This window comes from Pseudomonas sp. R2-7-07, from assembly GCF_003852355.1.
Lineage (GTDB): Bacteria > Pseudomonadota > Gammaproteobacteria > Pseudomonadales > Pseudomonadaceae > Aquipseudomonas.
Genome location: NZ_CP027759.1, coordinates 2,118,654 through 2,131,107, shown reverse-complemented (window position 1 = coordinate 2,131,107; position 12,454 = coordinate 2,118,654). Strand labels below are relative to the sequence as shown.

The following is a 12,454-nucleotide window of genomic DNA, read 5'->3' as shown; positions in this document are numbered from 1 at the left end:
CGTTCCTCCTAAGCTTCAGGTGCAACGGGGATAGTGGCCGATTGCCTAGAACAGGCCCATCTGCCCGCCCACCAGGGTGGCGAAATCATCGTTCACGAACGGCAGGATGGCGTCAGCCACGGGCTGCAATTGGCGCGTCACATAATGATCGTAGTCGATAGGCGCTTGCTGCACTTCCAGCGGCTGCGGGCCATTGACGCTGATCACATAGCGGATCCAGCCGCCGCGCTGGTACTGGCGCGGGCGCCCGAGGCGGTCGTTGTATTCGTCGGCCAGGCGTGCGGCGCGCACATGGGGCGGGACGTTGCGTTCGTAGTCATGCAAGGGTCGGCGCAGGCGCTTGCGGTAGATCAACAGCTCGTCGAGTTCGCCGCTCAAGGTACGGCGCACATAGTCGCGTACATAATCCTGATGGGGCTGGCGATGGAAGATGCGCCGGTAGAGCTCCTGCTGGAATTGCCTGGCCAGGGGCGACCAGTCACTGCGCACGGTTTCCAAGCCCTTGTAGACCATCTCTTCGCTGCCATCGGCGCGCACCACCAGGCCGGCGTAGCGCTTCTTGCTGCCCTCTTCCGCGCCGCGAATGGTCGGCATCAGGAAGCGGCTGAAATGGGTTTCGTATTGCAGCTCCAGGGCGCTTTGCAAGCCGTATTCCGTGTGCAGATGGCTGCGCCACCAGTCGTTGACGTGCTGCACCAGCGCCTGGCCGATGCGGCTGGCGTCCTCAAGAGAGTGGGCGCCGCCGAGCCAGACGAAAGTGGAGTCGGTGTCGCCGTAGATCACTTCATAACCCTGGGCCTCCACCAGCTCGCGGGTCTGGCGCATGATCTGGTGCCCGCGCATTGTGATCGAGGACGCCAGCCGGGTATCGAAGAACCGGCAACCGCTGGAACCGAGCACGCCGTAGAAGGCGTTCATGATGATCTTCAGGGCTTGGGACAGCGGTGCATTGTGTTCGCGCTTGGCCACTTCGCGGCCTTCGGACACCCGCGTGACGATAGACGGCAGGCAATGCCGGGTGCGGGAGAAACGCGCACCGCGAAAGCCTTCCACCGAGTCGCTGTCGTCGGGATGCTTGAGGCCTTCGATCAAGCCCACCGGGTCGATCAGAAAACTGCGGATGATCGACGGGTACAGGCTCTTGTAGTCCAGCACCAGCACCGACTCGTACAGGCCTGGGCGCGAGTCCATGACAAACCCGCCGGGGCTGGCCTGGGGCGGCTTGTCGCCGAGGTTCGGCGCGACAAAGCCCTGGCGGTGCATCAACGGCATGTAGAGGTGGGTGAACGCCGCGACGGAGCCGCCATTGCGGTCGGCAGGCAGACCGGTGACGCTGGCGCGCTCGAGCAGGAACTTGAGCAGCTCGGTCTTCTCGAAAATCCGCGTGACCAACTCGCAGTCCTTGAGGTTGTAGCGCGCCAGGGCGGGCTTGTCCTCGGCGAACATGCGGTTGATCTCGTCCATGCGCTGGTACGGCGTGGAGATGTCCTTGCCTTCACCCAGCAGGGTTTGCGCGACATTCTCCAGGCTGAACGACTCGAAACTCCACGTGGCTGAGCGCAGGGCTTCGATGCCGTCGATGATCAACCGGCCGGCTGCCGCAGCGAAGTAATGATTGCGGCTGCCATGTTCGCGCCAGGCCATGGCTTCACCGCCCCGCCCCAGCAGCAGCGGCACGTTCAGGCGTTGGGCATGTTCGTGGAGTACGCGCAGGTCGAACTGCACCACATTCCAGCCGATGATCGCATCCGGATCGTGGGTGGCCAGCCATTGGTTGAGGCGTTCGAGCAGTTGGGCGCGGGTGTCGCAATAGTCGAGCTTGAAATCCACCGCGCAGGCGTTGTTGGGCGGACCGAGCATGTACACCTGGCGCTCGCCACACCCTTCAAGCGCGATGGAATAAAGATCGCCCTGGGCGGTGGTTTCAATATCCAGGGACACCAGTTTCAGGGTCGGTCGGTAATCGGCAGCGGGCTTCATCTGCGCATCGAGCAGCGTACCGCTGGCATCCGGCGTGCCGCCGAACCACACCGGCGCAGTGATGAACCGTTCCATCATATAGCGCTCGGGCGGGCGTACATCACCTTCGTAGACATCCACCCCGGCAGCGCGCAAGCGCTTTTCGATATCCATTATCTGGCGGTGCTGCCGGGCGTAGAGACCCAGGACCGGTCGATGATGGAAGTCGCACAACTGCAACCCACGCAATTCGATATCGCGCTCGCCCTTAAGCAGCCAGTCCAGCGGCTTGCGATGGGCCTCGGGAATGAACACCACCGAGGTTTGCACGGGTAGGCGAATACACCGTGGCCCTTGGTCGGTGGCCAACCAGAAGCTGACCTCCGTACCCGCCGGGGTGTCGCGCCAATGCCGGGTCAGGACAAACCCCTGCTGTAAATCCACCGTACCGCACCTCAGGAATCGCTTTCAGGGCGTGATTCTACTCGGCATCCGGGCAAACGCGGCAGGTTAACTGCGATCTCACAAACGTGGATGCCCGTTCGCGTCAGGCTCGCCGGGCCTTGTCCAGATAGTTTTCGATATTGCCCATTTGCTCGTCCCAGCCACGGGAGTTCATCTTGAACGCTTTCAGGCGCCTGGCCTGTGGCACCTTGTCGAAACCGGACTCGACCACCCGCAACAAAATGCCCGGCGCGCGATCCTCGATGGTGAACTCCACCAGCGTCGGGGTTTCCTGGTCATAGTCGACGTCTTCCTCCACCGCAAAGGGATGCCACCAGAAGGAAAACAGGGTTTGCGGCAGAATACGTTCGATCCTGGCCTTCCACACGACATGTTCGTAGCCTGGGTAGGTGATCGGCGCTTCGATGGGTTCTCCGGCAACAAAGGTTTTTCCCTTGAGGGCGATACCGAACCACTCGCCAAATTGTTCGGCATTCGTGAGCGCTTCCCAGACGTGTTTACGCGATGCGTTGAGCAGGACTTTCCGTTCGATGCGATCTAATACGTGCATAAGTCACCTCCTCCATTGAACACTAGGCGACATCGACCAATGCGCAACCTTTGGTTATGCGCAATGATGATGACCCCCATCCTTGACCTGGCCATAAGTTATGACTGAACCGTTGAATGGAAGTTGCTTGTGTAAAGGTGTGTGCTATCGGGTGGAGCGTCTGGACATGCCCATCAGTCACTGCCATTGCGGCAGCTGTCGCAAGGCGCATGCGGCAGCCTTTGTCGCCACGGCCGGGGTGATGCGCGAGCACTTTCGCTGGACGCACGGTGAAGAATTGCTGTCGTCGTTTGAGTCATCGCCAGGCAAACGGCGCCATTTCTGTTCGCGCTGTGGCTCGCATTTGATCGCCGAGCGCGCGCACCAGCCCCACGTCATCGTGCGGGTGGCGACGCTGGACGATGATCCGGGCGCCAGGCCCACCGCGCATATCTGGACAACCCATGATGTGCCCTGGCTCGTTTATGACGACATAAAGCGCTGGGGCGAATGGGAAGTGTGACTTAAACGTGCGGATCGCCGGGCGCTTTGGCCGGCGTCGCATATTGGGGCTTCAGGTGACCCTCCTCGTCGAGCAGCCAGGCGTCCATGATCTGTCGCACCACCGGGCCGGCTACACGGCCACCGGCCTCACCGTTTTCAATCATCACTGAAATCACGATCTTGGGGTGTTCGGCTGGCGCAAAGCCAACAAACAAGGCGTTGTCGCGGTGACGCTCCAGGGTCTTATTGCGGTTGTAGCGCTCCCCCTGCTTGATCGCCACCACCTGCGCGGTACCGCTCTTGCCGGCGATGCGATATTGGGCGCCCTGCGCGGCGGCCCGAGCGATACCGCGCGGGTCGTGCATTACCAATTGCATGCCGTGGTTGACCTGTTCCCAATCACGCGGGTCCTTGAGCACTACGTTGGGCATCGGATTCTCATCCACCGGAGGCACGCCGTTGATGGTCTTGGCCAGGTGCGGGCGGTTCCATACACCCTTATTGGCGATCAGCGCAGTGGCTTGGGCCAGTTGCAGCGGCGTGACTTGCATATAACCCTGGCCGATACCCAGGATCACGGTTTCGCCCGGGAACCAGGGCTGGCGACGTGTCGCGCGCTTCCAGGCCTGGGACGGCATCAGGCCTGCGGATTCTTCGAACATGTCCAGGGACACCTTCTGGCCCAGGCCGAATTCGGCCAGGTAATCATGCAGTCGATCAATGCCGAGCTTGTGGGCCAGATCATAGAAGTAGGTGTCATTGGAGCGCATGATGGCGGCGTCCATGTCTACCCAGCCGTCGCCACTGTGGTTCCAGTTGCGGTATTTGTGATCGAAGTCCGGCAACTGGTAGTAACCGGGATCAAACACGCGGGTTTGCGGGGTGACAACGCCGCTGTCGAGCCCTGCGATGGCCACTTCAGGCTTGATGGTTGAGCCGGGCGCATACAGCCCGCGCAGCACGCGGTTGAACAGCGGGCGATCGATGGAATCATGCAGCGCGGCATATTCCTTGAAGCTGATACCGGTGACGAACAGGTTCGGGTCGAAACTCGGCTTGCTGACCATGGCCAGCACTTCACCGGTTTGCGGGTCCAGGGCCACCACCGAGCCACGGCGGTCACCCAGGGCTTCTTCGGCGGCTTCCTGGAGCTTGACGTCGAGGCTCAGGACAATGTTTTTGCCGGGGATAGGGTCAGTGTGCTTGAGCACGCGCAATACCCGTCCTTGGGCGTTGGTTTCGACTTCTTCATAACCCACGTGACCATGCAGTTCAGACTCGTAGAAGCGTTCGATACCGGTTTTGCCAATAGACTGGGTGCCGCGGTATTCCACCGAATCGAGGGCCTTGGATTCTTTCTCGTTGATTCGTCCGACATAGCCGATGGAGTGAGCGAAGTGCGCACCCAGCGGGTAGTGGCGGACGAACTGAGGCTCAACGTCTACACCCGGTAGACGGAACTCGTTGACGGCCAGAACGGCAATTTGTTCTTCTGTCAGCTCGTAGAACAGCGTGACAGGGACGAACGGATGGCGAGCCTGCTTGAGCGCTTTGTCGAACACGGCACGGTCTTCGGCGGGCAGGTGCAACAGACTGACGATCGCGTCCAACTCTCCCTTAAGGTCGGTGGTGCGTTCGCGGGTTATGGTCAGGTTGTAGCTGGGTCGGTTGTCAGCCAGGACTACACCGTTGCGGTCATAGATCAAGCCGCGCGTAGGGGTGATGGGCAGCACGTGAACGCGATTGTTTTCAGAAATGGTGGCGTGATAGTCGTATTGCACGACCTGCAGGAAGTACATGCGCCCCACCAGGGCGCAGGTGATGCCAATCACCAGGAGTGCACAGGCGAGCAAACGTTTGTTCACCAGACGGTGTTCTTTTTCGTGGTCCTTGATGGGTATCGGTTCAGGCATTGCTACAGCATCTCGTTGAAAAAGGTCGACGCCGCGTCCTGCGGATAAGGGTCAATCCTTGTGAAAATGTGCTGCACCATACCAAAAATGCAGAAACACTTTGCATCGATTTCCCTTAACGGCGGGTTATTTCATCATTGAGAAAGCAAGAATCGAGGCGTGGACTTTAGCACTGAAGGCCACTGCAATGAGCGTCTTGGCACTTTTCGACCGCCCAAAACAAAACCCCATCTGCTTTCGCAAATGGGGTTTCGGAATTTAATCTTGACGATGACCTACTCTCACATGGGGAAACCCCACACTACCATCGGCGATGCATCGTTTCACTACTGAGTTCGGGATGGGATCAGGTGGTTCCAATGCTCTATGGTCGTCAAGAAATTCGGGTACTGAGTCGTGGCCATGTGGCCTCGCTTCAGCAAATTGGGTATGGGATAGAAGTCGGTGTTTTGTGAGCATCGAACTTTCGGTTCATTGCGTCTTCACACACCGCAATCTGATGCTCTCTCGAGTAGTCAAATTGCTTGGGTGTTATATGGTCAAGCCTCACGGGCAATTAGTATTGGTTAGCTCAACGCCTCACAGCGCTTACACACCCAACCTATCAACGTCGTAGTCTTCGACGGCCCTTCAGGGGACTCAAGGTCCCAGTGAGATCTCATCTTGAGGCTAGTTTCCCGCTTAGATGCTTTCAGCGGTTATCTATTCCGAACATAGCTACCCGGCAATGCCACTGGCGTGACAACCGGAACACCAGAGGTTCGTCCACTCCGGTCCTCTCGTACTAGGAGCAGCCCCTCTCAAATCTCAAACGTCCACGGCAGATAGGGACCGAACTGTCTCACGACGTTCTAAACCCAGCTCGCGTACCACTTTAAATGGCGAACAGCCATACCCTTGGGACCGGCTTCAGCCCCAGGATGTGATGAGCCGACATCGAGGTGCCAAACACCGCCGTCGATATGAACTCTTGGGCGGTATCAGCCTGTTATCCCCGGAGTACCTTTTATCCGTTGAGCGATGGCCCTTCCATACAGAACCACCGGATCACTAAGACCTACTTTCGTACCTGCTCGACGTGTCTGTCTCGCAGTCAAGCGCGCTTTTGCCTTTATACTCTACGACCGATTTCCGACCGGTCTGAGCGCACCTTCGTACTCCTCCGTTACTCTTTAGGAGGAGACCGCCCCAGTCAAACTACCCACCATACACTGTCCTCGATCCGGATAACGGACCTGAGTTAGAACCTCAAAGTTGCCAGGGTGGTATTTCAAGGTTGGCTCCACGCGAACTGGCGTCCACGCTTCAAAGCCTCCCACCTATCCTACACAAGCAAATTCAAAGTCCAGTGCAAAGCTATAGTAAAGGTTCACGGGGTCTTTCCGTCTAGCCGCGGATACACTGCATCTTCACAGCGATTTCAATTTCACTGAGTCTCGGGTGGAGACAGCGCCGCCATCGTTACGCCATTCGTGCAGGTCGGAACTTACCCGACAAGGAATTTCGCTACCTTAGGACCGTTATAGTTACGGCCGCCGTTTACCGGGGCTTCGATCAAGAGCTTCGCGTTAGCTAACCCCATCAATTAACCTTCCGGCACCGGGCAGGCGTCACACCCTATACGTCCACTTTCGTGTTTGCAGAGTGCTGTGTTTTTAATAAACAGTCGCAGCGGCCTGGTATCTTCGACCGGCATGAGCTTACGGAGCAAGTCCTTCACCCTCACCGGCGCACCTTCTCCCGAAGTTACGGTGCCATTTTGCCTAGTTCCTTCACCCGAGTTCTCTCAAGCGCCTTGGTATTCTCTACCCAACCACCTGTGTCGGTTTGGGGTACGGTTCCTGGTTACCTGAAGCTTAGAAGCTTTTCTTGGAAGCATGGCATCAACCACTTCGTCGTCTAAAAGACAACTCGTCATCAGCTCTCGGCCTTAAGATCCCGGATTTACCTAAGATCTCAGCCTACCACCTTAAACTTGGACAACCAACGCCAAGCTGGCCTAGCCTTCTCCGTCCCTCCATCGCAATAACCAGAAGTACAGGAATATTAACCTGTTTTCCATCGACTACGCTTTTCAGCCTCGCCTTAGGGACCGACTAACCCTGCGTCGATTAACGTTGCGCAGGAAACCTTGGTCTTTCGGCGTGGGTGTTTTTCACACCCATTGTCGTTACTCATGTCAGCATTCGCACTTCTGATACCTCCAGCAAGCTTCTCAACTCACCTTCACAGGCTTACAGAACGCTCCTCTACCGCATCACTTACGTGATACCCGTAGCTTCGGTGTATGGTTTGAGCCCCGTTACATCTTCCGCGCAGGCCGACTCGACTAGTGAGCTATTACGCTTTCTTTAAAGGGTGGCTGCTTCTAAGCCAACCTCCTAGCTGTCTAAGCCTTCCCACATCGTTTCCCACTTAACCATAACTTTGGGACCTTAGCTGACGGTCTGGGTTGTTTCCCTTTTCACGACGGACGTTAGCACCCGCCGTGTGTCTCCCATGCTCGGCACTTGTAGGTATTCGGAGTTTGCATCGGTTTGGTAAGTCGGGATGACCCCCTAGCCGAAACAGTGCTCTACCCCCTACAGTGATACATGAGGCGCTACCTAAATAGCTTTCGAGGAGAACCAGCTATCTCCGAGCTTGATTAGCCTTTCACTCCGATCCACAGGTCATCCGCTAACTTTTCAACGGTAGTCGGTTCGGTCCTCCAGTTAGTGTTACCCAACCTTCAACCTGCCCATGGATAGATCGCCCGGTTTCGGGTCTATTCCCAGCGACTAGACGCCCTATTAAGACTCGCTTTCGCTACGCCTCCCCTATTCGGTTAAGCTCGCCACTGAAAATAAGTCGCTGACCCATTATACAAAAGGTACGCAGTCACCTAACAAAGTAGGCTCCCACTGCTTGTACGCATACGGTTTCAGGATCTATTTCACTCCCCTCTCCGGGGTTCTTTTCGCCTTTCCCTCACGGTACTAGTTCACTATCGGTCAGTCAGTAGTATTTAGCCTTGGAGGATGGTCCCCCCATATTCAGACAAAGTTTCTCGTGCTCCGTCCTACTCGATTTCATGACTAAGAGATTTTCGCGTACAGGGCTATCACCCACTATGGCCGCACTTTCCAGAGCGTTCCGCTAATCTCAAAGCCACTTAAGGGCTAGTCCCCGTTCGCTCGCCACTACTAAGGGAATCTCGGTTGATTTCTTTTCCTCAGGGTACTTAGATGTTTCAGTTCCCCTGGTTCGCTCCATACACCTATGTATTCAGTGCAAGGTAACCATCTTATGATGGCTGGGTTCCCCCATTCAGACATCTCCGGATCAAAGTCTGTTTGCCGACTCCCCGAAGCTTTTCGCAGGCTACCACGTCTTTCATCGCCTCTGACTGCCAAGGCATCCACCGTATGCGCTTCTTCACTTGACCATATAACCCCAAGCAATCTGGTTATACTGTGAAGACAACATTCGCCGAAAATTCGATCATACTCAATTAAGAGCGACTCACAAATTTTACCTTAGCCTGAGCCGTTACCAGTGAAAGTAACGTCCAGTCTATCTTTCTATCACATACCCAAATTTTTAAAGAACGAACTAGTCAAAGACTAGAAATCAACATTCACCATCACAACGATGGAATGCTCATTTCTAAGCTTTCTACAAACAGAAGCAGTAGTGGTGGAGCCAAACGGGATCGAACCGTTGACCTCCTGCGTGCAAGGCAGGCGCTCTCCCAGCTGAGCTATGGCCCCGTATTTCTACAGGCGTTTCCCACACAAAATTGGTGGGTCTGGGCAGATTCGAACTGCCGACCTCACCCTTATCAGGGGTGCGCTCTAACCAACTGAGCTACAGACCCAATTTCGGGCTGCTTCTTTTCGTCTTCTTCAATGAATCAAGCAATTCGTGTGGGAACTTATGGAGCAGCTGATGTCGTCGATTAAGGAGGTGATCCAGCCGCAGGTTCCCCTACGGCTACCTTGTTACGACTTCACCCCAGTCATGAATCACACCGTGGTAACCGTCCTCCCGAAGGTTAGACTAGCTACTTCTGGTGCAACCCACTCCCATGGTGTGACGGGCGGTGTGTACAAGGCCCGGGAACGTATTCACCGCGACATTCTGATTCGCGATTACTAGCGATTCCGACTTCACGCAGTCGAGTTGCAGACTGCGATCCGGACTACGATCGGTTTTCTGGGATTAGCTCCACCTCGCGGCTTGGCAACCCTCTGTACCGACCATTGTAGCACGTGTGTAGCCCAGGCCGTAAGGGCCATGATGACTTGACGTCATCCCCACCTTCCTCCGGTTTGTCACCGGCAGTCTCCTTAGAGTGCCCACCATAACGTGCTGGTAACTAAGGACAAGGGTTGCGCTCGTTACGGGACTTAACCCAACATCTCACGACACGAGCTGACGACAGCCATGCAGCACCTGTCTCAATGTTCCCGAAGGCACCAATCCATCTCTGGAAAGTTCATTGGATGTCAAGGCCTGGTAAGGTTCTTCGCGTTGCTTCGAATTAAACCACATGCTCCACCGCTTGTGCGGGCCCCCGTCAATTCATTTGAGTTTTAACCTTGCGGCCGTACTCCCCAGGCGGTCAACTTAATGCGTTAGCTGCGCCACTAAGAGCTCAAGGCTCCCAACGGCTAGTTGACATCGTTTACGGCGTGGACTACCAGGGTATCTAATCCTGTTTGCTCCCCACGCTTTCGCACCTCAGTGTCAGTGTTGGTCCAGGTGGTCGCCTTCGCCACTGGTGTTCCTTCCTATATCTACGCATTTCACCGCTACACAGGAAATTCCACCACCCTCTACCACACTCTAGTCAGTCAGTTTTGAATGCAGTTCCCAGGTTGAGCCCGGGGATTTCACATCCAACTTAACAAACCACCTACGCGCGCTTTACGCCCAGTAATTCCGATTAACGCTTGCACCCTCTGTATTACCGCGGCTGCTGGCACAGAGTTAGCCGGTGCTTATTCTGTCGGTAACGTCAAAACAATCACGTATTAGGTAACTGCCCTTCCTCCCAACTTAAAGTGCTTTACAATCCGAAGACCTTCTTCACACACGCGGCATGGCTGGATCAGGCTTTCGCCCATTGTCCAATATTCCCCACTGCTGCCTCCCGTAGGAGTCTGGACCGTGTCTCAGTTCCAGTGTGACTGATCATCCTCTCAGACCAGTTACGGATCGTCGCCTTGGTGAGCCATTACCTCACCAACTAGCTAATCCGACCTAGGCTCATCTGATAGCGCAAGGCCCGAAGGTCCCCTGCTTTCTCCCGTAGGACGTATGCGGTATTAGCGTCCGTTTCCGAACGTTACCCCCCACTACCAGGCAGATTCCTAGGCATTACTCACCCGTCCGCCGCTCTCAAGAGAAGCAAGCTTCTCTCTACCGCTCGACTTGCATGTGTTAGGCCTGCCGCCAGCGTTCAATCTGAGCCATGATCAAACTCTTCAGTTCAAACATCTTTGGGTTTTTAAGAAACCCTAAACTTGGCTCAGCAATCGTTGGTTACATCTTTGATTTCTCGCGGAGTAACTTGTGATGCTGATAATCTTGTTGACTATCAGTCTGACCCCACAAGCACCCACACGAATTGCTTGATTCAGTTGTTAAAGAGCGGTTGGTTAAGAGCTATTCGTCTCAACCGAGGCGCGCATTCTACAGCAGCCTCATTTGCTGTCAAGCGGTTATTTTCAGAAGTTTTCGAAGAATTCTTCAATAACTTCAACCACTTGCGCTTGCGATCTCTCGTAAGCGGGAGGCGAATTCTACAGCGTTACACGCTGCTGTCAACACCTCTTTTTCAACTTCCTTTTGGCTTCGATGAACTGAAGCGGCTTGCTGTCGAAAACCACTTAACTCATTGTTTACCAAGGAGTTTTCCGTTTCGACTGCGCCGGAAGTGGGGCGAATTATAGGCGCACAGAATCTGCCGTCAACGTTTAATTTGAATTTCCTATCAAACAGCCCGAAACCCTTTAAATCCTCTGCACTTGAGCAGTATATTGCGCAGTGCGTGCCCCTTAAGCGCATCAGCGCTCTGCCCTTTATATGAAAGACTTCGGACGAAAACCTTCAATGACCACCCCACCCCGCAGCCTGGCCTCCAGACTGTTCCCTGTTGGCCTGCTGTTAATAGCGATGGCGTCCATCCAGTCCGGCGCCTCGCTGGCCAAAAGCATGTTCCCTGTCATCGGCGCGCAAGGTACCACCACCCTGCGCTTGATTTTCGCCAGCGTGATCATGCTGCTTCTATTACGCCCATGGCGCGCCAAGCTGACGGCCAAGTCCCTGCGCACGGTAGTTGTCTACGGCATGGCGCTGGGCGGCATGAATTTTCTCTTCTATATGTCGTTGCGCACCGTGCCCCTGGGTATTGCGGTAGCGCTAGAATTCAGCGGCCCGCTCGCCGTCGCCCTGTATGCATCGCGCCGGGCAGTGGACTTCTTGTGGATCGCGCTCGCAGTCGTCGGTTTACTCCTGCTGATACCGTCGGGCGAAACCAGCAGTGGCATCGACGCGATGGGTGCCGCCTATGCTCTCGGCGCTGGTGTCTGCTGGGCGCTTTATATTCTGTTCGGCCAAAAGGCAGGTAACGATAACGGTGTGCAGACCGCCGCGCTCGGCGTCATGATTGCCGCTTTGTTCGTCGCGCCAATCGGCATCGTGCACGCGGGGACCGCGCTGCTGACTCCCGCCTTGATCCCCATCGCCATCGGCGTCGCCATTTTATCGACAGCGCTGCCCTACACACTGGAAATGGTTGCGCTCACCCGCCTGCCCGCGCGTACGTTCGGCACCCTGATGAGTATCGAGCCGGCGTTCGGCGCCCTCTCCGGGCTGTTCTTCCTGCATGAACACCTGACGCTCGCGCAATGGCTGGCGATCACCTGCATCATTCTGGCCTCCGTTGGGGCCACACTGACAATGCGCAACGAATCCAAACCGCTGGTGCACGCCGACTGAGCTCTTTAAAAAGGCAGCACTGGTATTTACTGCTCATTTAGGCCATGTTTAGGCCGTAAATGAATGTCTTTCATGGAGAAACTCGACACGGACAGCA

At 55.9% G+C, this 12,454-nt stretch carries 5 protein-coding genes, 2 tRNA genes and 3 rRNA genes; 2 read left to right on the top strand and 8 right to left on the bottom strand.

Going from position 1 to position 12,454, the window contains the following annotated elements; genetic code table 11:
• Nucleotides 1–45: 45 nt before the first annotated feature.
• Entirely contained in the window at nucleotides 46–2,403 is a 2,358-nt protein-coding gene (locus tag C4J86_RS09840; protein ID WP_124370241.1) for a DNA polymerase II, read from the bottom strand.
• A gap of 103 nt (nucleotides 2,404–2,506) precedes the next feature.
• On the bottom strand, nucleotides 2,507–2,974 hold the full coding sequence (locus C4J86_RS09835) for an SRPBCC family protein (RefSeq protein WP_124370240.1): 468 nt from the start codon (nucleotides 2,972–2,974) through the stop codon (nucleotides 2,507–2,509).
• 100 nt (nucleotides 2,975–3,074) lie between these two features.
• Between C4J86_RS09835 and C4J86_RS09830 the strand changes: the two genes are divergently transcribed.
• Nucleotides 3,075–3,476 (top strand): GFA family protein, encoded by a 402-nt coding sequence (locus C4J86_RS09830; protein WP_124370239.1) that lies wholly within the window; start codon nucleotides 3,075–3,077, stop codon nucleotides 3,474–3,476.
• A gap of 1 nt (nucleotide 3,477) precedes the next feature.
• Here C4J86_RS09830 and mrdA read toward each other — a convergent pair whose 3' ends face one another.
• The 6 genes from mrdA to C4J86_RS09800 all read right to left on the bottom strand — a co-directional run bounded on the left by mrdA (nucleotide 3,478) and on the right by C4J86_RS09800 (nucleotide 10,848).
• On the bottom strand, nucleotides 3,478–5,370 hold the full coding sequence (gene mrdA / locus C4J86_RS09825) for a penicillin-binding protein 2 (RefSeq protein ID WP_124370238.1): 1,893 nt from the start codon (nucleotides 5,368–5,370) through the stop codon (nucleotides 3,478–3,480).
• A gap of 262 nt (nucleotides 5,371–5,632) precedes the next feature.
• Nucleotides 5,633–5,748: ribosomal RNA gene (gene rrf, locus C4J86_RS09820) — 5S ribosomal RNA — on the bottom strand.
• 157 nt (nucleotides 5,749–5,905) lie between these two features.
• Nucleotides 5,906–8,797, bottom strand: a 23S ribosomal RNA gene (locus C4J86_RS09815).
• A 249-nt stretch (nucleotides 8,798–9,046) separates the two neighbouring features.
• Nucleotides 9,047–9,122: transfer RNA gene (locus tag C4J86_RS09810), tRNA-Ala, on the bottom strand.
• 30 nt (nucleotides 9,123–9,152) lie between these two features.
• A tRNA-Ile gene (locus tag C4J86_RS09805) sits at nucleotides 9,153–9,229 on the bottom strand.
• An 82-nt stretch (nucleotides 9,230–9,311) separates the two neighbouring features.
• Nucleotides 9,312–10,848 (bottom strand): 16S ribosomal RNA (locus C4J86_RS09800).
• The 16S, 23S and 5S rRNA genes sit together here with 2 tRNA genes alongside, the layout of an rRNA operon.
• A gap of 621 nt (nucleotides 10,849–11,469) precedes the next feature.
• Between C4J86_RS09800 and rhtA the strand changes: the two genes are divergently transcribed.
• Entirely contained in the window at nucleotides 11,470–12,357 is an 888-nt protein-coding gene (gene rhtA / locus C4J86_RS09790) for a threonine/homoserine exporter RhtA (protein WP_124370237.1), read from the top strand.
• The last annotated feature ends 97 nt before the right edge of the window (nucleotides 12,358–12,454 follow it).

Bases quoted from the DNA above. Each gene is read 5' to 3' on its own strand.
- C4J86_RS09835 (WP_124370240.1), bottom strand. From the start codon at position 2,974: ATGCACGTATTAGATCGCATCGAACGGAAAGTCCTGCTCAACGCATCG.
- C4J86_RS09830 (WP_124370239.1), top strand. From the start codon at position 3,075: ATGACTGAACCGTTGAATGGAAGTTGCTTGTGTAAAGGTGTGTGCTAT.
- mrdA (WP_124370238.1), bottom strand. From the start codon at position 5,370: ATGCCTGAACCGATACCCATCAAGGACCACGAAAAAGAACACCGTCTG.
- rhtA (WP_124370237.1), top strand. From the start codon at position 11,470: ATGACCACCCCACCCCGCAGCCTGGCCTCCAGACTGTTCCCTGTTGGC.